The sequence below is a fragment of the Vreelandella sp. F11 genome (assembly GCF_042466685.1).
Classification (GTDB): Bacteria; Pseudomonadota; Gammaproteobacteria; order Pseudomonadales; family Halomonadaceae; genus Vreelandella.
This window is the reverse complement of sequence record NZ_CP170448.1, coordinates 674248-699308: the sequence shown is the minus strand read 5'-3', so window position 1 is coordinate 699308 and position 25061 is coordinate 674248. Positions and strand designations below refer to the sequence as shown.

The following is a 25061-nucleotide window of genomic DNA, read 5'->3' as shown; positions in this document are numbered from 1 at the left end:
AGCCTGGGTGAACCACGCCTGATGGCAGAGCTATCTTGGCAGTACTGAGGAGTTTTCATTGAGCAAGTCCGCCGTTAAAAAGATTCAAGCCATTCGTGGTATGAACGACCTACTGCCCAGCGATAGCCCACGCTGGCAATTTTTTGAAGCCAAAGTACGTCAGTTGATGCTGCGTTATGGCTTTAATGAAATTCGCACGCCTATTGTTGAGCAGACTGCGCTGTTTGCGCGCTCGATCGGTGAAGTCACCGATATCGTCGAGAAAGAGATGTACACCTTCGACGATCGCAATAGTGAGAGTTTGACCCTGCGCCCCGAAGGCACCGCCAGCTGCGTTCGCGCGGCCATGGAGCACGGCCTGCTATACAACCAGACCCAGCGGTTGTGGTACCAGGGGCCGATGTTCCGCTATGAGCGCCCGCAAAAAGGCCGCTACCGCCAGTTCCACCAGATTGGCGTCGAAACCTTCGGTTTTGATGGCCCGGATATCGATGCCGAGGTGATTCTGCTTTCGGCGCGCCTGTGGCAAGAACTGGGGCTGATGGAACATGTCACCCTGGAGCTTAACTCGTTGGGTTCATCTGAGGCGCGGGCGGCTTATCGGGATACGCTGGTCACCTACTTCGAGCAGCACCTAGACATCCTCGATGAAGACTCCAAGCGCCGTTTAACCAGTAATCCACTGCGTATTCTTGACTCCAAGAACCCGGCCATGGCGGAAATGCTCGACGCCGCGCCACAGCTGATGGATCACCTGGATGACGACTCCCGGGAACACTTTGAGCAGCTCACCAAGATGCTCGAAGCGGCGGGAATACATTATGTGATTAATCCACGCCTGGTGCGTGGGCTCGACTACTACTGCCGCACCGTCTTCGAGTGGACGACGACGGCACTGGGCAGCCAGGGTACCGTCTGCGCTGGCGGGCGTTACGATGGCCTGGTCGAACAGCTGGGCGGCAAGCCGACCCCGGCAGTGGGCTTTGCCATGGGCATTGAGCGGCTGATCCTGCTACTCGACACCCTTGAGCTGATTCCTGCGGACGCCCTGGGCGGCTGCGATGTCTACTTGCTTCCCATGGATGATAGCGCCACCACGTCAGCCATCACCCTGGCAGAGCAACTGCGTGGTGAACTGCCTGAACTGCGCCTGCAGCTTCACTGTGGTGGCGGCAGTTTTAAAAGCCGAATTAAAAAAGCCGATAAGAGTAGTGCCTCAATAGCTATCCTGCTCGGCGAAGATGAAATCACCCAGCAGTCGGCCACCGTTAAGTTTCTGCGTGACGACCGCGAACAGCAAAGCGTCTCCCAAGCAGCATTGGGCCACACGCTGCGCGAACTACTAACCACTGACGCGTAAGCCCAGGCCGCGCGTATAAGCCTGGCAGGCGGCTAGCCTGCTCGAACACGACTGTTTGCACATATGAACATTTTGCATGTGAACATCTAGAAATAGGAGCCCGCCCGTGGTGGAGCTGAGAAGCGAAGAAGAGCAGCTAGACGCCGTCAAGCGCTGGTGGAAAGAGAACGGCATGTCGTTGATTGCAGGCGCTGTCCTGGCGGCGGCGGGGGTATTCGGCTGGAACGCCTGGCAAAACTATCAACAGGGCCAAGCCGAAGCAGCCTCCATGCGCTACCAACAGCTGGTCAATATGACCGCTGGCAACGAGCTTGACGAAGAGCAGTTGGCAAGCGCCCGGGAAATGGTCAGCGAACTGACCGACGAACATGGCAAGACGCTCTACGCCGAACTCGCTCTGCTGCTTGATGCACGCTTGGCGGTTCAACAAGGCAATTTGGAAGGCGCGCGAACCGCGCTGGAAAGCGCCGCCAACTCCTCACGCCGCTATGTGCAGAGCCTTGCATGGCTGCGGCTGGCCCGAGTCGAGCTCGCTGACGGCAATCCGACCCAGGCGCTGGCGCTGCTAGACGAGCCGATTAGCGACGCGCTAGCGGCCCAACGCGCCAACGTGCGCGGCGATGCCTTTTTCGCCCAGGGCGATACCGAGGCGGCCCGCGAGGCATGGGAGACCGCTCTGCAACTGGCACAAACTCAAGACCAGCCGCTTTACGGCGTGCAGTTCAAGCTTGATGATCTCGGCGCTGAGGAGGCGACACAATGACGTTTGGTAACCCAACGAAACAGCTAGTACGCGCAAGCTTGGGCGCGCTGTCGCTAGCCCTGCTGGTCGGTTGCGCGAGCAAAGGCGAGCCTGCTTATACGCCTAAAGAGTTGCGCAGTTTCGACGAAACTTCCTCGTTAGAGACGCAGTGGCGGCGCAATGTGGGCGATGGCCTGGGCCATGCCCGTTATCCCATCGCCCCTTCCCGTGAAGGCGACACCGTGTTTGCGGCAGATGCCGAGGGTGTGGTGATGGCGATGAACGCCGATAGCGGCGACGTCGAGTGGAGCATCGACCTGGACACGCCTATTTCCAGCGCGTTAACGGCGATTGCCGGTCAGGTTTACCTGGCCAGCGGTAACGGCGAAGTAATTGCGTTGGATCAACGTGACGGCAGCGAAGAGTGGCGCTCACGGGTCTCCAGCGAAGTCCTGGCCGCGCCCCAAGCCAACCAGCAGTTGCTAGTCGTACAAAGTGTCGATGGTCAAGTGACTGCTTTGGATCGCGCCACGGGTTCAGAGCGCTGGGTATACACCAGTTCACAGCCGTCACTCACCCTGCGCGGCACCGGTACGCCGATGGTCATTGATCCGGTCAGTTTCGTTGGCCTGGCCAATGGCCGCCTGGCCACGCTGGATAACCGCAGCGGCCAGCCGCTATGGGAGATGCAGATTGCGACTCCACGCGGACGGAGCGAAGTGGAACGCCTAGTCGATCTTTCCGGCCAGCCGATCATCAGCCCCGATGGCCGCCTGTTTGTAACCAGCTATAACGGCCGTGTGGTGGCGCTGGAAGCAACCCAAGGCGACGTGCTTTGGGAAGCAGATCTCTCCAGCCGCCATACCCCCATTCTGGTCGGCGACTTCCTGTTTGTGGTCACCGACGACAGCCAAGTAGTCGCCCTCGATGCTAACAGCGGCCGCGAAATCTGGCGCAACGACGATTTAGAAGATCGTTGGCTGACTGCCCCGGCCTTCGCCGATGGACGCTTGGTCTTTGGTGATTTTGAAGGCTATCTCCACCTGATCGATGCACGTGAAGGCAACATCGTTGGCCGCACTCGGGTGCACAGCTCGGGCATTAGCGTTCGTCCGGTCACGGAAGGCAGCACCATTCATGTCCAGGCCAACAACGGTCGCCTGGAAACCCTGGAAGTAACTCCATGACACCCGTCATTGCTTTAGTCGGTCGCCCCAATGTGGGTAAATCGACGCTGTTTAACCGCCTAACGCGCTCGCGTGATGCACTGGTGGCCGACTTTCCCGGCCTCACCCGCGACCGCAAGTACGGCAATGGCATGCTGGGCGATAAGGTCTATACGGTTATCGACACTGGCGGTATCAGCGGTGACGAAGAGGGTATCGACGCCGCCATGGCCGAGCAGTCCCTCGCCGCCATTGATGAAGCCGATATTGTGCTATTTATGGTCGACGCCCGCGCCGGCCTTATCGCCGCGGATCAGGCGATTGCCAACCACCTGCGGGTTAACCAGAAAAAAACCTGGCTGGTGGTGAATAAAACCGACGGGCTGGAAGAGCATTCGGCCATGGGCGACTTCTGGTCGCTCGGCCTTGGCGACCCCTGGCCCATTGCGGCCGCCCATGGGCGCAACGTTTCCACCCTGATTGATGTGGTACTCGAACCGTTTCCCGAGCGTGATGCCAGCATTCCTGCGGACACTGGAAGCAAAGGCATTCGCATTGGCGTCATTGGTCGCCCCAACGTGGGCAAATCGACCCTGGTCAATCGCCTGCTGGGCGAAGATCGGGTCGTCGTATTTGATGAGGCGGGCACTACCCGCGATGCCATCGAGATTCCTTTTGAGCGCCGCGGCAAGCCCTATGTACTGATCGATACCGCGGGTATTCGGCGGCGCAAGAACGTGCGCGAAATCGCCGAGAAATTTTCCATCATCAAGACACTGGATGCGATCAAAGAGTCCCATGTGGTGATCATGGTACTGGATGGTTCCAGCGGTCTGGTGGAACAAGACCTGCACCTGCTCGACTACGTATTGACCACCGGTCGTGCGCTGGTACTGGCGGTGAATAAGTGGGACGGCCTGGAAACCGAAGCCAAGGATAAAATGCGCACCGAGGTGAAGCGCCGCCTGGGCTTTGCCGACTACGCCGAGCTGCACTTTATCTCTGCCCTGCACGGCACGGCGGTGGGGGATCTCTACCCCTCCATTGATCGCGCCTTTGACGCCGCTAATGCCCACTGGTCGACCAACCGCCTTACCACCCTGCTCCAGGACGCGGTCAGCCAAAACCCACCGCCGATGGTGCACGGGCGGCGCATTAAACTGCGCATGGCTCACCAGGGCGGCAGCAACCCGCCGATTATCGTCGTCCACGGCAATCAAACCGAGTCGCTACCCGAAGCCTACCGCCGCTACCTGACCAACACCTTCCGAAAGGTGCTCAAGGTGCGCGGCACGCCAATTCGCTTCGAGTTTCGCTCGGGCAGCAACCCGTTCGATGATATGGCGGGCGCCAGCGACAAAGAGAAAGCCAAAAAGCGCGAGCTTAACCGCACCAAAGAGGCGCGCAAAAGCCGTCGTTAAACGTCTAGCTTATTGCTATTTGAATTCGCCCGCTTGTATCGTCAAGCGGGCGTTTTGGTTCTAGCCTTAAATAAGCGCCTGAGCGCGCAAATTCTCTTGACAGAAAATGACTGCAGCCCTCAAATAGCCGCGCTTATTTAGCCCAAACCTAGTCAGTTCGTATCAATACCTTACTCTTGGCATCGTAATATCCCACTACCTTACGCCCTACTGAAGGGGAGTCTTATGCTTTATATTGCTCGCTACTGGCGTTGGCTAACCCTGTTTGGCGTTGCCAGTCTGCTCACGGGCTGTCTCGCCCTGCCCCAAACCGGTCTGTTTGCGTTCCGTTTGGCGGTGACCTCTTTGGGGGTCGAGGATGTGCGTATCGGCCCTTACAGTATCAATGCGGGGCTAGATACAAGTGATCTAACCAGCCTGATTGCGTCTAGCCTTGGCGCCGGTAGCCTGCCCGTTCAGGCCACCATTGCCATGGGTCTGGGCTTACCCGCGGGCATGCCCCCAGTGGAGATGTCGGGCTTTCGCTGGATGCTCGACATGCCTGGCGTTGATCCCGTGGAGGGTAACTATGAACAGGACGTCACGCTGACATCTGGCGACGATGCTAATTTGCGCCTACCGGTCGCCTTTGATGTCCTCGCTACCGACACCCAAAGCATGGCCCCCATGCTGGAACTTGCCAGCCAGCTGGCCTCCCAAGGCGAGCTCCCGGCGGGCAGTCAGTTGGCCATCACACCTGGGGATCTACGTGGTTTAGGCATGCGGCTTCCTGCTGGTTTGCTGACGCCCACCATTCGCCTGAACGTAGGCGCCGATGGGCAATTAGTCCCCCAGCGATGAGTGGTTATGCCTTGGAGCTTTTAACCAATCATCTGCAGACTAGACTTGGTTCGGAGACAACCCAATTCAGCATCCATCCTCACCCTCTAGGTGGGTTATGATGGGGGATTGATTTACTGCTATCAGCGGTTATCTTGTGTCCAAGAAACCTATCCATCTAGAAGGAAACCGTCTTATGCGCTGGCTTCGCCCCCTTGCTATTACCGCGCTATGCGCGTCTATCGCCGCTTGCTCTACCTCGCCTACCGGCCGTTCTCAACTGCTGTTGCTCTCCGATAGCGAACTAAACGAGATGGGCCGCCAAGCGTTCACTCAATATCAGCAGGAACTTCCTACCGCTGGCCAAGCCAGTCATCGCTATGTCCAGTGTATTGCCGATGCCATCGTGGCGGAACTCCCCGCCCAGCAGCAACAGCTAGATTGGCAAATCCGCGTGTTTGAATCGGAGCAGCCCAACGCCTTCGCGCTACCCGGCGGCTATATGGGCGTGAATACCGGCATGCTGGATATTGCCACTAACCAAGACCAGTTGGCCTCGGTCGTCGGCCACGAAATTGGTCACGTACTGGCCAATCATGCCAATGAACGCGCCTCTACCGAAAGCGCTACGTCGTTAGGCCTGTCGGTTATTTCCAGCACCTCGGGTATGCAGTCCGCCGGTGGCCAGCAGCTAATGGGCGTGTTGGGCATGGGCGCGCAGTACGGCATCGTACTGCCGTTCTCCCGAACCCATGAGAGCGAGGCGGATGTCATCGGCCTGGATCTAATGGCGCAGGCAGGTTTTGATCCACGTGAAAGCGTTACCCTGTGGGAAAATATGCAGTCGGTTTCGGGCGGCGCGTCACCGCCTCCCTGGATGTCGACCCACCCAGGACAGGGCCAGCGTATTGAAGGCCTGCAAGCCAATATGGATCGTGCCCTGGCCCGCTATGAACAGGCGCGCAGCAGTGGTCGCACCCCCAACTGCCCGCGTCCTTAACGGCGCTTGAGGTTTAAATGATCAAGTTAGGTTTACTGCTGCTGGTGCTGCCGCTGTTTGTGCTGATGGGCGTCTACTTTTGGGAGCTCAACGACGTCCGTGCGTGCCAGCTTGATGGCGGCCATTGGGACTATCTTGAGGGGGTCTGTCGCGACACGCCACAGCCGTTTGTCTCCTGGCTTCAGCGCTCGCCGCTGTTAGTCAATGGCGGCATGCTGCTTTCAGTAGTGGGGCTGGCGATGTGCACGGTGGGGTTGTACGTTAAGCGCGCTAAGTGAAGCGTATTTAGCAGTGTCACTAAACAACGGGGGCGGATACTGTATCCGCCCCCGCTTTCTTAGAGTGTTGTTGCTCAATGAGCGTACATGCTCGCGAGAACAAAGAGGCCGCATTTACGACTATTTCAGCATGTGCTTTATAGTTCTGGAGCACCCTCCATTACCCATTGGCGGTCTTGCTCAAGCATAAAACCAGTCTCTACCAGTTCATCTATAGCTTCATCCAGAGACGCTTGGTATGACTCTGGGTTTGGGTATCGGCTTGATACTGACTGCCTACCATCATCATTACTACTTTCAAAAGGGATAAAACTACCGGACAAGTTACACAACTGGCCTTCTGCATACCCTTGATCGCGCAAATTCCAGCCTAAATAAGTACCTAGTGGCGCAGCCACATAGGGTTGGCGAATGCCTCCCAAGGCAATGCCATCTTCATCCACTTCTGGCACCTTCACCGAATATTGTTCACCCTCTTCAGGTGGCGCCACAGTATGGTTTCTGGCATACAGCTCGTTGATAGGAGGCTTAGGCACTTCTCCCTGTAAGGGCGGCAAATTCAACTCCCCATTCGCAACCAGCCCGTCACCATTCAAGCCGGGATAACGGCTTGCTGGCGGCGCTATATCATCGACGACCCAGGACGCCATCGCGCTCACAAGCGCGCGCATGCTAGGCGCCACACTAATGGGATTGCTGGGATATTTACACACGTCACTGTCAGAAGAGGATCCTCCCCACGCATTAAAATGCGGCGCCCCAGCGAAAAAGTATAACCGCACATCATCAGGCATAGTGAGGGGATCCCCTAGGGGGGATGTAGCAACCAACGACGCACGCGCCTGCCAAAATTCTGATGAGGTATCGGTGTGCATAAGTTTCGGGCACGTATCGTTTTCACGGCAGGCGGCCAAAATACTGTCTCGGTTATCCGTCAGCGGATCTAACGTTTCTACATAACTGAAGGGGAACTGGTCACCTACCGCATCGTGATCTTCATGCTGCCGGGAGAAGCGACCAGGCTGAGCAAAAGGGTAGTTGGTGAACGTCTTTCGTGATCCGGCAATATGAGCCATAGCGCCATCAAATACTCGGTTGCCCTGACTATCAGCATTGTATCCTTGATATATTAAATCGCGCAGGAAGCGCCCTGACTGAGAAATCCCCATTGCCACGGTATGCTCAATATTGTTCAGTGGTGTTTCAACATCATGTCCCTGCGCACCTCTAAGAAAGGCGACCAGGTCGCTCGTCGCGAGCATCCCTAACCCGGCGGGCACTGCATTCTTGGCGGTATAAATAAACTCGTATATAGCGCCGCCATCCATACTATCGGGCCGCTGAATCTCTATACGATTTTCATCCAAATAACGAAACGACAAACCCTCCACCATTTGACGAGGTGCATCCGGCGTAGGCCTAACGGTCAGAGAGGCATGTTCGGGGTTTAGGTCTGCAGCAGGGTATGTAAGGGAAGCAACGCTTACCGAGTCATGGTTATCGAAAACGAACTCCTCACGAGATTCCCCCGTTCCCCCCTCAATAACCGGCAAATCAATCTCGATCAAACTATCGCTCAAACCGGTCTGCCAGCCACTCCATACCACGGTGTGACCCTGGCGCATTAAAAAACCATCACCTGACTCATCTACTGTAAAGTCTCCCGAGATACTCGTTAGATTAAGTAACGGAAAACTCAAGTTGCGGCCACGGTTAGGGACTTCGTAGAACAGCACTCCTGAGGCTTGCTCAGTAGGTCGTAGAATAACCACTTCCGTACTAAAGACCACTTCACCTTGATCATTAACAGGCGCTTTCTCTAAATCTGCAATGTTACTGGCTCTAGAACTCGTAGGGTCAATAGCAAAGCTGGCCACGGCCTCAATTCTCTCGTAAGCACCAGCCTCTCCAAAGCGTTCACCTTCATAATCATCGACCGTGTTGCCAATTTCAAACCCAGTGACTCTGGCTTGAGTATCAGGTGCTAACCCCATCCCTCCAGCCACCGCTAATGTCATTACTGCTATTTGTGGAAGATGTTTCATGACAACTCCTAAGTATTATTTTTATGTTTCCATGATCATAAGCGTCAGCTATATAAATAGCTAACGCCTCATTTTAGCGACATCCCCTAAGGCCGAGAACCATCGACACGATGCTCTTTTTGCAGGCTCGTTTTACTGCCAATCACGCTGTTTTGATGTTTTACCGATCCCAGGATTGAAATGGTTGGTGGGGTCGAGCTTCCGATAAAAGTCGCGTAGCGCTGGCTTGGCGTGATAGAGATGCCCCACATTGTGCTCGGCAGGGTACTCGGCTCCCCGGGCATCGAGCAGCGCACAAATCTCCCGCTCCAAGGCGTGACAATCCTCGCCTTTTTTCACCAGATACTCCTGATGCAGAACATGGCACAGAAAGTGCCCTACATAGAACTTGCGCTCGATCCGTGCCTCGATCTCAGGCGGCAGGATCTCGAACCAATCGAGGGCATCCCTCGGCAGCGCCACGTCAAGTGCCACGATATCTTCGACCGTGCGCGGATGAACGGCTCGGTAGCGCACCACGGCCCCCCCTGAGGCAAAGCGATTGAGAAACGCGGCACTGCCCTCCTCATCGGTGCACTCGAAAAAATCACCGTGCTCGGCCGGGAAACGCTCCGCCAGATAGGCGCGCATTTCACCGATGCACTCTCCCCCTGTGCGAAGCATCAGATGGTGTGTGTAGCGATTACGGTAATCGAGCAAGCGTTGTGGCAAATGTTCGGGGAACAGCCGGGACGCGGCCTGAAGTAACCGATCAGACAGATGGCGGCCCAGGCGCAGCGACTCGGTGACACCATCGAACCAGCTTTTCGCGGCAAAGGCTTTCGGCACATTCAGGGTGCCGAACCGGCGGATGAAGAGAAAAAGATCCTTGCCATAGACGTGCGCCATATCAAAGGCATCTTTATGCATATATTCGCCCGCGATGGGCAGATGCTGGAACTGGCCGAGCAGGTCTCTTCTGATCTGTTGTAACTGGGCGGGATCGTTGCTGCCTATATAGAAGACGCGCTCGTTGGACGCAGCGGGAAACGTGTCCATTCGTACCGCAAACACGGCCAGCTTCCCCGCAGAGCCGGATACTTCATAATGGCGGCGCGGATCGGCGTTGAAGCGCGCTGGCGTCGAGGCCGAGATATCGCGAACATGCGTTTTGTACTCTCGATCGGATGCCCAGGCGGTCTCGCTCATCTGGATATCGCTTGTAGAGTAGTGGCCACTGTCCAACCGGGTCAGCACCTCTTCTGGCGAGTTCCCCAGCTCGATGCCCAGGTGATTTACCAGCACCAGCTTGCGCTCCGGGGTCACCTGAGCGAAGAGAGAGAGCTGCGTATACGCTGGCCCACGCTGTACCAGCGAGCCGCCCGAGTTGTTGCAAATACCGCCGGTCACCGAGGCGCCAATGCAACTCGAACCAATCACGGAGTGAGGCTCACGACCCATAGGACGCAGCGCACGCTCCAACTGATCCAGCGTGGCCCCGGGAAGGCAAATGGCCTGACGCCCCTCGTCGATCAAGTCGACCCGGTCGATCCGCAAGGTATTGACGATGATGATGGGCCGGTCATAGCCCATCCCGAAAGGGGTAGAGCCGCCGGTCAGTCCGGTATTGGCGGCCTGCATGATAATGGCGACATCGGCATCCACACAGGCTTGCAAGACCTGCCACTGCTCCCAAAGCGTGCCCGGCTCGACGGCAGCCATCACCTCACCGTCGCCATAACGGTAGCCTTTACGGAAGCGGTGGGTGGCGCGGGTGCCGACATGTACATAGCGCTTGCCCGTGACGCTTTGGAGCTGAGCAATCAGCGAACTGGCCATCTATAAATACCCATCAATGTTCATGGTGAGCAGAAGGCGCTGCCCCTATGTCGGGAAAGCGCCCTCCGCACGCTTTGACTGCTGTGTTAACGTGCCATCGTGCCCGGCAAGAACAGCGAGAGCTGAGGAACAAAGGTAATGATCATCAGACAGACGATGATGACGGCTAGAAACACCAGCAAAGGCCTTAACATGGCTGTTATCGAGCAGCCTGCAATTTGCGCCGCAGCAAACAGGTTGACGCCCAGCGGAGGGGTAATCATCCCCAGCGCAAGGTTCACCACCATGACGGTGCCAAAGTGCACCGGCTCGATGCCCACGCGCAGTGCGGCGTCCTGAAGGATCGGCGCGAGCACCACAATACTGGCGCCTGTCTCAATGAACATGCCCACCACGAACAGCATGAAGTTGATGGCCAGCATCAGCGAGGTTGGGCCATCGAAGGTGCTGGTCAACCAGAGTGCCGCTGCATCGGGCACCCCCTGCCGATTCAGCAAGTAGCCCATCAAACTGGCCGCACCGATGATGAACATGATCACCGCGGAGGTGACCACCGATTTGCGAAATGCCAGAGCAAGGTCTTTGAGGCTCATTTCACGGTGCAGGAAAAGCCCAACCACCAGCGCATAGACCACGGCAATGACGCTGGCCTCGGTGGGCGTGGTCACACCGCCATAAATGCCGCCCATGATCAGCATGGGCATCACCAGCGACCAGACCGCTCGCCGTGTCGCGTCGAGGCGAGAGAGCCTGCCGTCGCCATCGCGCTTGCCCCACCCCTTGATCCGGCACCAGATAAAGATGGTGGCCATCAGGCTACCGGCAATCAACACGCCGGGTAGCACCCCGGCGAGGAACAGATCCGGAATGGAGGTCTGCGTGGCGACACCGTACAGAATCATGGGGATCGAAGGGGGCAGAATCACGCCAAGCTCCGCCGATACGGCCATGAGGGCCGCCGCGAAACCAATGGGATAGCCGTAATCGCGCATGGCAGGGATGAGTATCGCCCCCACGGCAAAGGTGGTGGCGACACTCGACCCCGAAATGGCCGAAAACATCATGCAGGTCAGTACACAGGTGATGGCCAGGCCGCCCTGCAGCTGGCCGGTAAAGGCGCGTGCAAACTCGACTAGCCTGCGCGACAGCCCGCCTACTTCCATCAAATTGCCTGCAAGAATAAAGAACGGAATGGCCGCCAGCGGGAATTTATCCAGCGCGATAAATATCTGCTGCGGCACCACGAGCAGTGGCAGGCTGGTAAAGCCCACCAAGCCGACCATCGAGGCCAAACCGATGGCAATCGCGATAGGCACCGATATCGCGAACAGGATCAGCATGGAGGTGATCAGCGCACTGGTCATGGTGCCTCTCCTCTACCTGCCTCGAGAAAGTGCACAATGCAGCCCAACATGGCGAACACCGCCCCCACAGGGAGGGCGGCGTATCCCCAGCTCATCGAAATATCCAACCCCGCCATCTGCTGAAAGCGAACGCGGGACGCCACCTCCCAGCCAAACCAAAACAGCGTGGCAAACAGCGTCAGGCAGGACAGTAGCGTGACCAGCTCGATCGACCGACGCACTCGGCCCGAGGTGAGCACTTTGGCTAAATCGATGGCCACAAACGCACCGCGCCGCATCGCCACCGAACAGCCCAACAGCACCATCCAGACCAGCGCCAGACGGGTCAGTGCTTCGGACCAGACAGACGGAGCTTGGAAGACGAAGCGGCCCAGCACCTGCCAGAAGCTGGCCCCTACGGCGATCGCCAAGGCGCAGGAGGCGGCTAGTGCCACCCCCATTGCGATCCCTCGATCAATACGTTGAATCATCGTTACAGCCGCTCTCATTCGGCACTCCAGTCCCGGATGGCTTGCAGCCTCTCAGCGCCGAACTCGGCTTCAAAACCGGCATAGGCACTGGCCATGGCATCGCGATACGCCTCGATATCATCGATCTCCACGATATCGATACCGCGGTCGCGTAGCGTCTCGATGCCGACTAACTCATCCTTTTCGACCCGTGCTCGGTTCGCGGCAGCAGCGAACGCCCCGGCCGCTTTGAGGGCCGCTTGTTGCTGCTCGTCAAGCCCCGCAACGAAATCAGGGTTACAGGCAAAAATACCGGGGGAGTAGACGTGGCGCGTTAGATAGAGATGCTGCTGCATCATGTCGAGGTTATTCGCCAGAATGACCGGAATCGGGTTCTCCTGGCCATCCACCGTGCCCTGCTGCAGGGCGGGCGGAAGCTCAGAGAACGCCATCGGTGTTGGTAACACGCCAGCCGCCTTCCAAGCCTCAATATGGATAGGGTTCTCCATGGTGCGGATCTTCATGCCCACTAGGTCGTCCGGCGAGGCTATGCTCTTAGTTCCCGTGGTCAGGTTGCGAAAACCATTTTCCATCCACGCCACGCCTTCGAGGCCATAGCGGGGAAACAGCGCCAACAGTTCCTGTCCGGTCTCGCCATCCAGCACTCCACGCGCATGGTCGTAGCCATCGAACAGGAAGGGTACGTCCAAAACGCGCGTTTCGGGGACAAAGTTGCCTAGCGGGCCCGCCGATACGATGGTGCACTCCTGCGTTCCGAACTGGACGCTCTCCAGCGCCTCGCGCTCATTGTCCAAACGCTGAATGACGACGTCGATGGCGCCATCGGTTTGCGCTTCGAGACTCTGCTCGAACGCGATGGCCGCCTCACCGAAGTGGCTGTCGGCGGGTGAAGAGTGAGTAACGGTCAAAACGGTCTGACCCAATGCCGTTGATACCCCCCAGCTCATCGAGAGTGCTAGCGCTCCCACTATCGCGGCGATCTTGTCGTATCGAAAGTAAGTCATATGATTAGCTCCTAAATTATTATTAGAATTGATGCATGCTACCGCTGGAATAACGAAGGTTTTTAGCGTTGGCGTTTTGAACATCATTTTATAACACCTATGTTGTTTTATTGTGGTGATGGAGTGCGAATGAACCGTCGCGCTAGCCGAACGCGTCCCGGGTGAGTTGCCCGTTGACCAAGCGCATCAGCCCTAACGGATTGGCGTTTTGGAGGGCGCTCGGTAGGAAGGCATCGGGGTAGTTCTGAAAGCATACAGGGCGAAGATAGCGCTCGATCGCCAGCGTGCCGACCGAAGTTCCCCGTGCATCGGAGGTCGCTGGATAAGGCCCGCCGTGAACCATCGCATCGCACACTTCCACGCCCGTGGGGTAGCCATTGAGCAGCAGCCGCCCGGCGCGATGCTCCAACTGCGTCATCATCTCCGCGTGGGCCGAGAGGTCTTCCGGCTCGGCGTGCAGGGTGACGGTCAACTGCCCCTGCATAACGTTGAAATAGCGCGCCAGCGTCTGGGTATCCGGCACCGTCACGACGATGGTGGTCGGCCCAAAGACCTCGTCCTCCAGCGGGCGATCCGACCTGAATAGACAGTCGGGCGTCGCACGGAACAGGTGTGCTCGCGCTTTGCCCGGCTCAGCGCTACCCCCGGTCAGTTGGGTGACCTCGGGCAACTCGGCGAGCCGCGCAACGCCTTGTTGATAGTGCTCCAGGGTCTGACGGTTGAGCATCACCTGCTCATCGGCACTCGCCAGGGCGTCGCCCAACGCGGCAATGAACTGCTCCGTTTCCGGGGAGTCCACCGCCAACACCAGCCCCGGGTTGGTGCAAAACTGGCCGCACCCCAGGGTGACCGACGCCGCTAGATCGGTGGCGATGCGCTCGCCTCTTTCCCGCAGCGCCGCAGGCATCAACCAAACCGGATTGATGCTCGACATCTCGGCAAACACCGGAATAGGCTCCGGCCGTTTAGCTGCCAGATCGCAAAGCGCCCGCCCGAAAGCGAGCCTGTAAAGCCCACCGCTTTGATACCCGGTGCCTGTACCAGGTCTTTACCGACCCCACTGCCATAGATCATATTGAACACGCCCGGGGGCATCGCGGTGTTAAGTGCCGCCCGCTCGATGGCCTGCCCAACCCACTCGGCGGTAATCATATGGCTGGAGTGGGCTTTAACCACCACAGGGCAACCGGCAGCCAACGCTGAGGCGGTATCGCCCCCCGCCACGGAAAACGCCAGCGGAAAGTTACTGGCCCCGAAGACTGCCACGGGGCCAAGGCCCATCTTGACCTGGCGTAAATCAGCACGCGGCAGAGGAGAGCGCTCAGGCAGAGCCAGATCGATGCGCGCCCCTAAAAAATCGCCTCGGCGCAACACCTCGGCAAACAGTCGTAACTGCCCGCTGGTACGCCCCCGCTCACCGTTGATGCGGGCGGCAGGTAGCGCCGTCTCACGCACGACGTCATTGATAAAGTCATCACCCAGCGCATCGAGCTCGTCGGCAATCGCCTCCAGAAACAGCGCACGCGCATCTGGTGAGTGCTGACGAAAGGCCGGATAAGCGGCAGCGGCGGCCGCTACCGCCTGCTCGACCTCTTCTGCGGTCGCCTGAAAGTAGGCCAGGTCATGGCGACTGCCATCCGCGGCAGCGACGCTGGCGAGCGAGGCCTGGCCCTGGCCGCTGCGCTGGCCCCCGATGAACTGCTGGCCGGTCAACGTGGTACTCATACTTGGCTCTCCCGATGGTTCAGAGGAATCGCTCGCAGGGGTTTTACAGCGAACATTCGAGAAGGTGGCGGTAGTCGTCGGCGCTGGCATCGACGGGGTTAGTCTTGTGGCTGTGATCCGCCAGCGCCCCTTTGATGATGTCGTCGAACATGGCCGATGTGATGCCTAGCTCGCCCAAGCCCGTGGGGAGGTTCAGACGCTTCGTCAGTGCCTGCATGGCGTCCGCCACGTCCTGGCCCGCCGGCAAATTCATCGCTTGGGCCATCCGGGCCAGCTTGTCGTCCTTGATCATCGTCTCGGCCTGGGCGTTGAAGCGGATCACCGCGGGCAGCAGAATGGCGTTCAGGGTGCCGTGGTGCAGCGAGGGGTTGAGCCCGCCCAGCGAGTGGCTCAGGCTGTGCACGCAGCCAAGCCCTTTCTGAAAAGCCAGCGCCCCCTGCATAGAGGCACTCATCATGTTCGTGCGTGCCTCACGGTTGCTCGGCTCGTTGACCGCGGTTTCGATATGCGCCCAGGCGCGCCGCAAACCATCCAGGGCAATGCCATCCGCTGGGGGATTGAAAGAGGGTGCCATGAATGTTTCCAAGCAGTGTGCGATGGCATCGATGCCCGTTGCTGCGGTCATGCGGGCGGGCAAGCCAAGTGTCAGCTCAGGATCGCAGATTGCCAGTTTGGGGACGACATGAGGCGACAGCACCCCCACCTTGCGGCCATCGTCGAGGATCAAAATGGCCCCACGGCCGACTTCGCTGCCAGTACCTGCCGTTGTCGGAATAGCAATCACCGGGGCCGTCGCTGCCGTAATGCGCGACATGCCGCCTTCGATCACGGCAAACTGGCGCAGCGGCCCGGGGTGCGCCACACACACCGCCACGCCCTTGGCGAGGTCAATGGGCGAGCCACCGCCCAGCGCGATTACGCCATCGCACTGCTGCGACTGATAAAACGCCACCGCCTCCCGTACCGCGCCCTCATTCGGGTTGGGCGGCGTACGCGTAAAGACAGCAGCGGGGTGATCCAGGACACGCTGTATCCGCTCCAGTAGTCCCGCCTGTTGAATACCTTCATCTGTTACAATCAGTGGGCGATGGATACCCAGGCGGATACATTCGTCTTGCAGCAGGTCGACGCTGCCGTCGCCAAACTGTACTTGGGTCACGTAGTTGATGAGTGCCATAGCGTGTTTTCGTCTTTGTTAATTATTCGGAAATAGAGTGACTTGCTGCATTGACTATATTCACGTGAACCAACGCTGGATAATGACAACCTCTGATAGCGGCATAACAAAAATTCATGTCTACACTGACCTCCATCATTTCCCGCCTGCGCATGCGGCACCTACGCCTGCTGATTGCCTTGCATGAGCATGGCACGGTGCAAAAAGCGGCCGAGTCCGTGGCGCTGACCCAGCCAGGGGCCACCAAGGCACTCAATGAAATCGAAGCCATGCTGGGCGTACAGCTATTTCAGCGTACCCATAAGGGGTTGGAAACGACGGACATGGGGCTCTGTGCGGTGCGCTATGCACGCCTGATCAACACGGATCTGGCCCACTTCCATGAAGAGCTGGAAAGCATGCAGCAAGGCCGCGGTGGCCGACTTGCGGTGGGATTGATTATGGGGGCTGTGCCACTGATTTCGGCGGCGTTGTCGCGGGTTCGCAGCCTGCAGCCGGCGATCTCCATAGAGGTAGTCGAAGACACCAGCGCGCGCCTGCTCAACTTACTTGACCGTGGTCGCCTCGATGCCGCTATTTGCCGGTCGCGAGTGAACCAACGGCCGCATCTGTACACCAGTCTGGACATCCACGAGGAGGAGCTGGCGGTCATTTGCCATCCTGACAATCCGCTCACTCGCCATTCAGCGCTGACACTCGCCGATTTATCGGATACCTCGTGGATTGTGTATCCTGCCAATATGCCGATGCGGCTACTGCTGGAACGCGAGTTTCACGAGGCCAAGATCCCGTTTCCGCTCTACCCTATCGAAACGGCATCCGCTTTCACGAGCATCTCAATGCTTGGTCATGACCGCGAATCAGTCGCACTCATGTCCGTCGATGCCTCAAAACCTTTTGTTGATGCGGGCATGATGTATCGGCTACCTATCCAACTGCACTCGCGTAGCGAACCCTACGAATTAGTCACCCGAAAAGGGGCTAGCTTATCGCCAGCCACTCAGTTGTTCATGAGGGAAGTTGCTTTAGTTGGCAATCTACATGCAGATGTGGAGGCATATATTGCGTCCCTTTGAGTGCCTCTCTAACGTCTTTCATCATTAAAAGGCGTCAAACTCCAGCGACTGACGCAGCATTTCGCGTACCGATGCCGTCTCTGGACGCACATTGCGCCACAGGAAAAACGACTCGGCGGCCTGTTCGACCAACATGCCCAATCCGTCGAGCAGTTTCGCCCCCCGCGGCCCCGCCCACTGTAAAAATACCGTCGGCTCGGATCCGTACATCATGTCGTAGGCCCAGGCGTTAGCATTAAACAACGTATCCGGCAGCGGCGGTAAATCACCGGTGAGGCTGGCACTGGTGCCGTTAATCACTACATCAAACGTACCGTTCACGGTCTCAAAACCACCACCGTGGATAGACCCTAGATCGGCAAAATCGCTGGCCAATTGCTCGGCTTTGGCGGCGGTGCGATTAACCACAACGATTTCGCTGGGCTGCTCGGCAAGCAGTGGCTCCAGAATGCCCCGCACAGCGCCACCGGCCCCAATCACCAATATACGCTTTCCCGCTAACGCCACGCGGTGATAGGCCAAGTCGCGTACTAAGCCAATGCCATCAGTGGTATCGCCGTAGGTACGGCCATTGCCGCCCAGAATCAGCGTATTCACTGCCCCCGCACGACGGGCGCGGTGACTCAAGGTGTCGCACAGCGCGAAGGCATCCTCTTTGAACGGCACGGTCACGTTGGCACCACGCCCACCCGCATCGATAAAGGCGCGCCAGGCACTGGCAAAGCCATCCACCGGCGCCTCTTCAGCGCTGTACTCAAGCGCCTGCTGGGTTTGATAGGCAAACTCCGCGTGGATCTGCGGGGATTTCGAGTGCTTGACCGGGTTGCCAAACACACAGTAGCGATCGGTCATGATGGCTCTCCGCTATGGGTTGGGACGACATCCCCAGCAAACTCACCGAGCCAGTCACGGGGTTGCAAGAACGCCTGCAAACGCGCTTCGGCACTACCCGGCTCTGGTTCAAAAGCGTACTCCCAGCGCGCCAATGGTGGCATCGACATTAAAATCGACTCAGTGCGCCCGCCGCTCTGTAAGCCAAACAGCGTGCCGCGATCCCACACCAGGTTGAACTCCACATAGCGGCCACGGCGGTAAAGCTGGAAGTCGCGCTCCCGCTCGCCCCAGGCGTCATTTTTACGCCGCTCGACAATGGGTAGATAAGCGGCTAAAAAGCTGTCGCCCACAGCACGTTGAAGGGCAAAACAGTCGGCAAATTCACCTTCGTTCAGGTCATCGAAAAACAGTCCGCCTACGCCGCGGGTTTCGTCGCGGTGCTTAAGATAGAAGTACTCGTCACACCAGGCCTTATAGCGCGCATATACATCGTCCCCAAAGGGGTCGCAGGCGGCTTTGGCCACCCGATGCCAGTGCACCACGTCTTCCATCACGGGATAAAACGGCGTTAAGTCAAAGCCGCCGCCAAACCACCATACCGGCGGCTCGCCAACTTTTTCGGCAATAAAGAAGCGCACGTTGCCATGACTGGTGGGCACATGGGGGTTTTCCGGGTGCAGCACCCAGGACACGCCTACCGCATGAAAGCTGCGTCCGGTCAGTTCAGGGCGCGCGGCGGTGGCCGAAGGCGGCAACTGGGTGCCATAAACATGGGAGAAGTTGACGCCACCCTTTTCAAACACGCCGCCATGAGTCATCACCCTTGATCGACCGCCGCCCCCCTCTGCACGCTCCCAACTATCTTCCTGGAACTGTGCAGCACCATCGGCTTTCGCCAAACCGGCGCAGAGCCGATCCTGCAGATCAAGAAGGTAGCGTTTAACGTCATCAAGGTGCTCGTGGGCCACGGTAACTCCTGGGGCATTGGTGAGTGGTAATGGATGAATCGTGAATGGAGAATAGTAAGTCGTTGGAGAGCCGGTTAAGAGCGCATGATTTTACCGGTGGCTAAATCTCTGATGGTGCTAGGTTTGGCATTGCCGCCTAGCTCGCCTTGCACCACATGGGCCACTTCGTCCCCAAATATCTCTGTGATCTCAGCGGCGCTCATGGCTGGCGGCTCCCCCGAACGATTGGCCGAGGTGGACACCAGCGGCCCCCCAAAGGCTTCGCACAGAGCTTTCATTACCGGGTGGTCGGTCACCCGCAGCGCTACGCGGTCGTGGGCACCGCGCACCAGCCCATGGCTGCGTCCATAATCAGGCACTAACCAGGTATTGGGCCCCGGCCAGCTTGCCGCAAGAGGCGCATGCAACGCGAGCGGCAGCTGGCTCAACCAGGGTTGGAACTGGCCCATATTGGCAGCAACAAGAATGACGCCCTTGGCGGGGTCGCGCTCTTTCATGCGCATTAGATGGGCTAAGGCTGCATCGTTTTCGGGGTCGCAGCTCAGCCCCCAAACCGCTTCAGTGGGGCAGGCAATCACCTCACCGGCACGTAACGCGCTAATCGCAGGGGCTAGATCGGTCGCCAAACTCATGCTCTCTCCTCACGGCTAACATGCCTTTAAGGGTTTTATCCTATCATGGCCTTGGCAGCCGCACCCAGCCTCCCGCCTGCTGGGTTACCCAACCCTCTAGCTCCAGCATTAGCAAGCGCTGCTGGCAGTCGCTGACCGCCATACCGGTGGCGTGCACTAGCAGATCAATCGGCGTGGGCGTTGCCGAGAGTGACAATAACAAAGGGTCAGGCAGGGCTTCGGGCAGCGGCGTTTGCTCGGGTGGTTTTTCTGCTTGCTCGGGTGAAGCTGGCTGAGTAGCGTTATCGGGCGGGATAAACGTCTCTGCCCAGTGGCCAAGATCGGCGATAATATCGTCGACGCTGCAGGCCAAGTGGGCACTCCCCTGGCGTAGCAGTGTCAAGCAGCCGCGGGCCTGAACGTTGTGCAGTGAACCGGGCAGCACAAACAGTTCCCGATTTTGCTCAATGGTGAGCCGTGCACTGACCAGCGAACCACTTTTTTCGGTCGCTTCGACCACTAGCGTGCCGAGCGAGAGGCCGGTCACAACTCTATTACGGCGTGGGAAAAATGCCGGGCGCGCCAACGTGCCTGGGGGGTGCTCGGACAATAGCAGCCCGCCGGGCTGACGACCAAGCTGCTCATGAAGATCACGGTTCGAGGCGGGATAGATCACATCCACGCCGCAGCCAAGGACTCCGATCGTGCGGCCTCCCGCATTCAGGGCTGCGCGCTGGGCAACGCCATCCACTCCTAACGCCATACCGCTGACCACACACCAGCCGCGGCGAGCTAGATCGCGAGCGAAGGTTTGGGCATTATGGGTGCCTTCGCTGGTGGGGCGTCGGGTGCCTACCATGGCAAGTTTGGGCCCCTCCAGGGCGCTAAGATCCCCCTGGGCCCAGAGCACCACCGGCGGGTCGGGCAACTCATTCAACAGTGCAGGCCAAGCGGGGTGGTCGCGATGCAGCACGTGGCGACTGTGGCCGCTTCGCTGCCACGCCAGGGTTTCATAAATCACCTTTTGTAGCGGGCTGCGGGATGGGTGATCCAGCCACAGGCGCAACTCGCTGGCAGCTCGACTGGGCAGCGCTGCCAGCCAGCCTTCTGGCCACTGGGGCTGACGAGCTAATAATTGCGCTATCCGCAGCGCCCCCATACCCGGCAACGCATTGACCACCAGCCACGCCTGGGCGTCCATACTCCCTCCTTATCAATACGTTTTATGCCGCCTGCTAATCGGCCGGCGATTCAACTTGATCGCCCACCTCTAGCACACGAGATGCCTGCATCACCAAGGCGTAGCTGACACGGTCATAGGGCTTAAATACCATCACACTGCCTGCCTCGGTGCTCGGTAGTTGAACCGACTCCTGGCTACGCGAGTCGTTAATTAACTCCCCCTGCTGATTAACCCGCAGCACATGCCCTGCCTGCAAGCCATCCAGGGTGCCGCGATCCAGCGTAACGACCTGCAAGCGGCCAATAAAGCGCACCCCGCCGGGAACGGCAATAATATGCCCTTCGATAGGAGTGAGCGGCGCGCGGGGCACAAGTTCGCTGCTCAACTCGCGCCCTTCCAACGGCAGGACGATGTCGTTAACACGCACTTCCTGATGGGAACTAATCACTTCAAGCAGGGTAATATCGTCTTCACTGCTGACATGGCGGGCGACGCCTACGTTAATCAGCTCCAAGCCAAGTGGCGTGCCGTCCATGGCGAGGTAGGGTTCCGACTGCCGATAAATGCCCACCTGGCCATGGCGCGGTACATCGCCACGCACGTATAACCTATCTCCCGCACCGCTGATCAAGCGGCGATCAACTCCCGCCACTACGTAGGCCAGTTCCTGCAGCACCGCGGCATCCTCCACAACGCGATGTTGGCGCAGAAAGGCCTGCACCTCCTCCAAAGCCATCGGCGCGACCGCCTCACGATGTGGCAAGGTGCGCACCTGCGGCGAGAGTTTAATCACCGGCTGATCACGCTCCCATGCAGCGGCTTCGCTACTCACCAGTATCACCGCACTCAGTAGCAAACCACTGATCCCACCCCAGTAGGCGTGCTGTTTTGCCGCCATCCTGCGCCCCCTTAAAAGGTGAATAGTCTGATTATTATGTGAGTGACAAGCCGCTATGCGCCTATGCCCAGAAACGTTGACAGCATGATATAGTGACCCATCATAAAGTAACTGGGCTAAGCGACTCTCGTCACGGCCTAGCTTGACTTAATTTAGACTCAGCATAACGGTGATTGTAACGCCATGGCCAAACTTCCTATTCTTGAATTCCCCGATGAGCGCCTGCGCACCAAGGCCGCTGCGGTGGAAAGCGTCGATGATGAGGTACGCCAGCTCGTCGACGATATGCTGGAGACCATGTATGACGCCCGGGGTATCGGTCTAGCCGCGACCCAGATCGATGTCCATCGCCGTATCGTCGTCATGGATGTCAGCGACGATAACTCCCAGCCGCTGGTGCTTATCAACCCGCGCTATACCCCCATTGGCGACGAGAAAGAGCTGCTATCGGAAGGCTGCCTGTCGATTCCCGAGCATTACGCCGAAGTGCCGCGCTACCTGAAAGTGCAACTCAACGCGCTGGATCGCAATGGCGACGCCTACGAACTCGAAGCGGAAGGCCTGCTGGCGCACTGTATTCAGCACGAGTACGACCATCTTGAGGGCGTGCTGTTTGTGGACTACCTGTCGCCGCTTAAGCGTGACCGTATCCGCAAAAAAATGCAGAAACGCCACAAGCAGATGCAGGACGCCTAAGCCTTTTTCCTACTTACATTTCAGCTAAGCCAGGTAGCCCTCTCTCTATGTCAAGATTGCGCGTTGTTTTTGCCGGCACGCCTGAATTCGCTGCTTCTAGCCTTGCCGCGCTGCTGGAAAGCCAGCACGAGGTGGTGGCGGTGTATACCCAACCCGACCGTCCCGCTGGTCGCGGCCGCAAGCTAACGCCCAGCCCGGTCAAACAGCTGGCTCTGGAACACAGCCTGCCTGTCTATCAACCCCAAACGTTAAAAGCGCCCGAGGCTCAAGCCGAGCTTGCTGCGCTTGAGGCAGACATTATGGTCGTCGTTGCCTATGGGCTGCTGCTACCCCAGGCCGTGCTGGACATACCGCGACTCGGCTGCGTTAACGTTCACGCTTCACTGCTGCCCCGATGGCGCGGCGCGGCGCCGATTCAGCGGGCGATTGAAGCAGGCGACAAGGTATCCGGCGTAACCATTATGCAGATGGATGCTGGCCTGGATACCGGCGCGATGCTCACGGAAGTGCGTACGCCTATTACGGAGCGCACCACCGGCGGCGATTTGCATGACCGCCTCGCCATTCAAGGCGCCAATGCGCTGATCAACACACTGGATGATCTGGCGAACGGCACCGCTCACGCCACGCCTCAGCCAGAAGAGGGCGTTACCTATGCCGCCAAGCTGAGCAAAGCGGAAGCCGAGCTCGACTTTAACCAACCCGCTCATCTGCTCGCCAGCAAGATTCGCGCCTTCAACCCCTGGCCGGTTGCCTGGTGCGGGCTTGGCGATGATCGCCTACGCCTGTTAATGGCCAGCGTAGAGGAAGGTGAATACCCGCCCAGCGCACCCGGCACGCTACTGGATCACGGCGATGACCATCTGCGCATTGCCTGCGGGCAAGAGGGCCGCGAGGTATTATGCGTGACCAGCGCGCAACTGCCGGGCGGTAAAGCCATGGCCGTGCGTGACTTACTGAATGCGCGCCACGCGCGCCTGGCTACCGGCACACGCCTTGGCGCTCATCTTGACACTCGTAAACCAGCAGCTCAGGCCAGCGAAGGAGAAGCACCATGAGCCAGAAGCGCTCCCCCCAAGGCGGCAGCGGCCAGGAAGTGCGCGCCGCTGCCGCCCGCGCGCTGGCCCCGGTACTCAGCGACCAAGGCTCACTGGCGGGTCTGGATGAACACAGCGTGGTAGCCCGCGACCGTGGGTTGCTCAAAGAGCTCTGCTTCGGCACCTGCCGCCGCTTACCACGCTTGGAAGCCCTTGCCGGTGTGCTGCTGAAGCAGCCGTTTAAAAAACGCGACAGCGATGTTCAAGCGCTGCTGCTGCTGGGTATTTACCAGCTGCTGTATATGCGCATTCCTGCCCACGCAGCGGTAGGCGAAACAGCTGGCGCTGCGCGCTTATTAAAGAAGGAGTGGGCCACCCGCGTTTTAAATGGCTGCCTGCGCCGCCTGCAACGCGAATCCGAGGCGCTTCAAGCCCAGGTAGACCGGGATGAGCATGTTGCCCTGGAGCATCCCCCCTGGCTACTCAACGCGCTGCGCCAGGCGTGGCCAGAGCAGTGGCGCGAGATTATTGACGCCAATAATCATCCTGGCCCGATGACACTGAGGGTGAACCAACGCTACAACGACCGTGAAGCCTATTTGGGCATGCTTATTGAACAGGGGTTAAATGGCCACTTATGCCTGCACGCCCCGGACGGCATCACCCTGGAAACACCCTGCGATGTCACCGCGCTACCCGGCTTTGAAGAGGGCCATGTTAGCGTTCAGGATGAGGCCGCCCAGCTCTCAGCGGCACTGCTGGGCCCCGCGCTGGCGCCCCGACCGGGTGCTCGGGTACTGGATGCCTGCTGCGCGCCCGGCGGTAAAACGGCCCATTTGCTAGAGCAGTTTGATATTGCCTTGACGGCGATCGATAGCGATAACCAGCGCTTGGCGCGGGTGGAAGACACACTCAACCGTTTAGGCGTTGAGGCGGCACTTGAACACGCCGATGCCACCGAGCGCGACTGGTGGAGCGGCACGCCGTTTGATGCCATTCTGCTCGACGCCCCCTGTTCGGGTACCGGTGTCATCCGCCGCCACCCCGATATCAAAAAGCTGCGGCGCAAAGACGATATCCGCCCGTTGGCCAAGCTTCAGCGCCAGCTATTAGATAACCTCTGGCCGATGCTACGCGAAGGCGGCACCCTGCTCTACGCCACCTGCTCGGTTTTGCCGGAAGAGAACAGTGAGCAGATTGAGGCGTTTCTCGCCCGCACCCCAGATGCCCATGTCACAACGCCTAGCGACGTTGCCTGGGGCAGTGTCAGTGGTGCGGGTCGCCAACTGTTTCCGGCCCAGAGCAGTCACGATGGCTTTTTTTATGCCAGACTAGAGAAGCGCACTGCCTAAGCATTCGCTGATAACGG

The 25061-nt window shown here is 58.6% G+C and carries 22 protein-coding genes and 1 pseudogene; 11 read left to right on the top strand and 12 right to left on the bottom strand.

Features of this window, described 5'->3' with window-relative positions; genetic code table 11:
• The first annotated feature begins 58 nt into the window (after nucleotides 1–58).
• The 7 genes from hisS to ACFIOZ_RS03185 all read left to right on the top strand — a co-directional run bounded on the left by hisS (nucleotide 59) and on the right by ACFIOZ_RS03185 (nucleotide 6786).
• Entirely contained in the window at nucleotides 59–1360 is a 1302-nt protein-coding gene (gene hisS, locus ACFIOZ_RS03215) for a histidine--tRNA ligase (RefSeq protein ID WP_386082248.1), read from the top strand.
• A gap of 106 nt (nucleotides 1361–1466) precedes the next feature.
• Nucleotides 1467–2123, top strand: coding sequence for a YfgM family protein (locus tag ACFIOZ_RS03210; protein WP_386082247.1), 657 nt, complete (start codon nucleotides 1467–1469; stop codon nucleotides 2121–2123).
• The gene (gene bamB / locus ACFIOZ_RS03205; protein ID WP_386082244.1) at nucleotides 2120–3289 is read left to right on the top strand and encodes an outer membrane protein assembly factor BamB; all 1170 of its coding nucleotides are present in this window, start codon (nucleotides 2120–2122) and stop codon (nucleotides 3287–3289) included. The genes ACFIOZ_RS03210 and bamB overlap by 4 nt, the downstream gene beginning before the upstream one ends.
• Nucleotides 3286–4689, top strand: a complete 1404-nt coding sequence (gene der / locus ACFIOZ_RS03200) for a ribosome biogenesis GTPase Der (protein WP_386082242.1) — start codon at nucleotides 3286–3288, stop codon at nucleotides 4687–4689. The genes bamB and der overlap by 4 nt, the downstream gene beginning before the upstream one ends.
• Before the next feature lie 225 nt (nucleotides 4690–4914).
• On the top strand, nucleotides 4915–5529 hold the full coding sequence (locus ACFIOZ_RS03195; protein WP_386082240.1) for a hypothetical protein: 615 nt from the start codon (nucleotides 4915–4917) through the stop codon (nucleotides 5527–5529).
• Between the two features lie 175 nt (nucleotides 5530–5704).
• Nucleotides 5705–6508, top strand: a complete 804-nt coding sequence (locus tag ACFIOZ_RS03190; RefSeq protein WP_386082238.1) for a M48 family metallopeptidase — start codon at nucleotides 5705–5707, stop codon at nucleotides 6506–6508.
• 17 nt (nucleotides 6509–6525) lie between these two features.
• Nucleotides 6526–6786, top strand: coding sequence for a hypothetical protein (locus tag ACFIOZ_RS03185; protein WP_295713146.1), 261 nt, complete (start codon nucleotides 6526–6528; stop codon nucleotides 6784–6786).
• A gap of 137 nt (nucleotides 6787–6923) precedes the next feature.
• Here ACFIOZ_RS03185 and ACFIOZ_RS03180 read toward each other — a convergent pair whose 3' ends face one another.
• The 7 genes and pseudogenes from ACFIOZ_RS03180 to ACFIOZ_RS03145 all read right to left on the bottom strand — a co-directional run bounded on the left by ACFIOZ_RS03180 (nucleotide 6924) and on the right by ACFIOZ_RS03145 (nucleotide 16389).
• Nucleotides 6924–8831, bottom strand: a complete 1908-nt coding sequence (locus ACFIOZ_RS03180) for an alpha/beta hydrolase domain-containing protein (RefSeq protein ID WP_386082236.1) — start codon at nucleotides 8829–8831, stop codon at nucleotides 6924–6926.
• A 132-nt stretch (nucleotides 8832–8963) separates the two neighbouring features.
• The gene (gene dld, locus ACFIOZ_RS03175; RefSeq protein ID WP_386082234.1) at nucleotides 8964–10649 is read right to left on the bottom strand and encodes a D-lactate dehydrogenase; all 1686 of its coding nucleotides are present in this window, start codon (nucleotides 10647–10649) and stop codon (nucleotides 8964–8966) included.
• A gap of 86 nt (nucleotides 10650–10735) precedes the next feature.
• On the bottom strand, nucleotides 10736–12013 hold the full coding sequence (locus tag ACFIOZ_RS03170; protein ID WP_386082232.1) for a TRAP transporter large permease: 1278 nt from the start codon (nucleotides 12011–12013) through the stop codon (nucleotides 10736–10738).
• Nucleotides 12010–12501: a TRAP transporter small permease gene (locus tag ACFIOZ_RS03165; protein ID WP_386082231.1), complete on the bottom strand. Its 492-nt coding sequence runs from the start codon at nucleotides 12499–12501 to the stop codon at nucleotides 12010–12012. Before ACFIOZ_RS03165 ends, ACFIOZ_RS03170 begins: the two co-directional genes overlap by 4 nt.
• Nucleotides 12498–13487, bottom strand: a complete 990-nt coding sequence (dctP, locus tag ACFIOZ_RS03160) for a TRAP transporter substrate-binding protein DctP (RefSeq protein WP_386082230.1) — start codon at nucleotides 13485–13487, stop codon at nucleotides 12498–12500. The genes ACFIOZ_RS03165 and dctP overlap by 4 nt, the downstream gene beginning before the upstream one ends.
• Before the next feature lie 142 nt (nucleotides 13488–13629).
• Nucleotides 13630–15212: pseudogene (locus ACFIOZ_RS22155) on the bottom strand (aldehyde dehydrogenase (NADP(+))).
• Between the two features lie 43 nt (nucleotides 15213–15255).
• Nucleotides 15256–16389: an iron-containing alcohol dehydrogenase gene (locus ACFIOZ_RS03145; protein WP_386082226.1), complete on the bottom strand. Its 1134-nt coding sequence runs from the start codon at nucleotides 16387–16389 to the stop codon at nucleotides 15256–15258.
• Nucleotides 16390–16505: 116 nt separating this feature from the next.
• Here ACFIOZ_RS03145 and ACFIOZ_RS03140 point away from each other — a divergent pair, with 116 nt between their 5' ends.
• Complete coding sequence (locus ACFIOZ_RS03140; protein WP_386082224.1) at nucleotides 16506–17465, top strand: LysR family transcriptional regulator; 960 nt, start codon at nucleotides 16506–16508, stop codon at nucleotides 17463–17465.
• Between the two features lie 24 nt (nucleotides 17466–17489).
• Here ACFIOZ_RS03140 and aroE read toward each other — a convergent pair whose 3' ends face one another.
• The 5 genes from aroE to ACFIOZ_RS03115 all read right to left on the bottom strand — a co-directional run bounded on the left by aroE (nucleotide 17490) and on the right by ACFIOZ_RS03115 (nucleotide 21959).
• Complete coding sequence (aroE, locus tag ACFIOZ_RS03135; RefSeq protein ID WP_386082223.1) at nucleotides 17490–18317, bottom strand: shikimate dehydrogenase; 828 nt, start codon at nucleotides 18315–18317, stop codon at nucleotides 17490–17492.
• Complete coding sequence (hemF, locus tag ACFIOZ_RS03130) at nucleotides 18314–19267, bottom strand: oxygen-dependent coproporphyrinogen oxidase (protein WP_386082221.1); 954 nt, start codon at nucleotides 19265–19267, stop codon at nucleotides 18314–18316. The genes aroE and hemF overlap by 4 nt, the downstream gene beginning before the upstream one ends.
• 74 nt (nucleotides 19268–19341) lie before the next feature.
• Entirely contained in the window at nucleotides 19342–19899 is a 558-nt protein-coding gene (locus tag ACFIOZ_RS03125; RefSeq protein WP_386082219.1) for an L-threonylcarbamoyladenylate synthase, read from the bottom strand.
• A gap of 43 nt (nucleotides 19900–19942) precedes the next feature.
• A complete protein-coding gene (gene dprA, locus ACFIOZ_RS03120) occupies nucleotides 19943–21079 on the bottom strand; it encodes a DNA-processing protein DprA (RefSeq protein WP_386082216.1) in 1137 nt (378 codons plus the stop codon).
• A gap of 34 nt (nucleotides 21080–21113) precedes the next feature.
• Entirely contained in the window at nucleotides 21114–21959 is an 846-nt protein-coding gene (locus tag ACFIOZ_RS03115; protein WP_386082214.1) for a peptidoglycan-binding protein, read from the bottom strand.
• A 183-nt stretch (nucleotides 21960–22142) separates the two neighbouring features.
• On the opposite strand from ACFIOZ_RS03115, the gene def reads away from it, so the two are divergent.
• The 3 genes from def to rsmB are packed head-to-tail and all read left to right on the top strand — an operon-like array spanning nucleotide 22143 to nucleotide 25044.
• Nucleotides 22143–22655, top strand: coding sequence for a peptide deformylase (def, locus tag ACFIOZ_RS03110; protein ID WP_386082212.1), 513 nt, complete (start codon nucleotides 22143–22145; stop codon nucleotides 22653–22655).
• 47 nt (nucleotides 22656–22702) lie between these two features.
• Nucleotides 22703–23713, top strand: a complete 1011-nt coding sequence (gene fmt, locus ACFIOZ_RS03105; protein WP_386082210.1) for a methionyl-tRNA formyltransferase — start codon at nucleotides 22703–22705, stop codon at nucleotides 23711–23713.
• Nucleotides 23710–25044 (top strand): 16S rRNA (cytosine(967)-C(5))-methyltransferase RsmB, encoded by a 1335-nt coding sequence (rsmB, locus tag ACFIOZ_RS03100; RefSeq protein ID WP_386082209.1) that lies wholly within the window; start codon nucleotides 23710–23712, stop codon nucleotides 25042–25044. The genes fmt and rsmB overlap by 4 nt, the downstream gene beginning before the upstream one ends.
• Nucleotides 25045–25061: the final 17 nt, after the last annotated feature.

Coding starts and splice junctions, on each gene's coding strand:
- ACFIOZ_RS03185 (WP_295713146.1), top strand. CDS start 6,526: ATGATCAAGTTAGGTTTACTGCTGCTGGTGCTGCCGCTGTTTGTGCTG.
- ACFIOZ_RS03145 (WP_386082226.1), bottom strand. CDS start 16,389: ATGGCACTCATCAACTACGTGACCCAAGTACAGTTTGGCGACGGCAGC.
- rsmB (WP_386082209.1), top strand. CDS start 23,710: ATGAGCCAGAAGCGCTCCCCCCAAGGCGGCAGCGGCCAGGAAGTGCGC.
- ACFIOZ_RS03180 (WP_386082236.1), bottom strand. CDS start 8,831: ATGAAACATCTTCCACAAATAGCAGTAATGACATTAGCGGTGGCTGGA.
- dctP (WP_386082230.1), bottom strand. CDS start 13,487: ATGACTTACTTTCGATACGACAAGATCGCCGCGATAGTGGGAGCGCTA.
- ACFIOZ_RS03125 (WP_386082219.1), bottom strand. CDS start 19,899: ATGAGTTTGGCGACCGATCTAGCCCCTGCGATTAGCGCGTTACGTGCC.
- bamB (WP_386082244.1), top strand. CDS start 2,120: ATGACGTTTGGTAACCCAACGAAACAGCTAGTACGCGCAAGCTTGGGC.
- def (WP_386082212.1), top strand. CDS start 22,143: ATGGCCAAACTTCCTATTCTTGAATTCCCCGATGAGCGCCTGCGCACC.
- ACFIOZ_RS03140 (WP_386082224.1), top strand. CDS start 16,506: ATGTCTACACTGACCTCCATCATTTCCCGCCTGCGCATGCGGCACCTA.
- dprA (WP_386082216.1), bottom strand. CDS start 21,079: ATGGACGCCCAGGCGTGGCTGGTGGTCAATGCGTTGCCGGGTATGGGG.
- der (WP_386082242.1), top strand. CDS start 3,286: ATGACACCCGTCATTGCTTTAGTCGGTCGCCCCAATGTGGGTAAATCG.
- ACFIOZ_RS03190 (WP_386082238.1), top strand. CDS start 5,705: ATGCGCTGGCTTCGCCCCCTTGCTATTACCGCGCTATGCGCGTCTATC.
- aroE (WP_386082223.1), bottom strand. CDS start 18,317: ATGACCGATCGCTACTGTGTGTTTGGCAACCCGGTCAAGCACTCGAAA.
- ACFIOZ_RS03195 (WP_386082240.1), top strand. CDS start 4,915: ATGCTTTATATTGCTCGCTACTGGCGTTGGCTAACCCTGTTTGGCGTT.
- ACFIOZ_RS03165 (WP_386082231.1), bottom strand. CDS start 12,501: ATGAGAGCGGCTGTAACGATGATTCAACGTATTGATCGAGGGATCGCA.
- ACFIOZ_RS03170 (WP_386082232.1), bottom strand. CDS start 12,013: ATGACCAGTGCGCTGATCACCTCCATGCTGATCCTGTTCGCGATATCG.
- dld (WP_386082234.1), bottom strand. CDS start 10,649: ATGGCCAGTTCGCTGATTGCTCAGCTCCAAAGCGTCACGGGCAAGCGC.
- ACFIOZ_RS03115 (WP_386082214.1), bottom strand. CDS start 21,959: ATGGCGGCAAAACAGCACGCCTACTGGGGTGGGATCAGTGGTTTGCTA.
- fmt (WP_386082210.1), top strand. CDS start 22,703: ATGTCAAGATTGCGCGTTGTTTTTGCCGGCACGCCTGAATTCGCTGCT.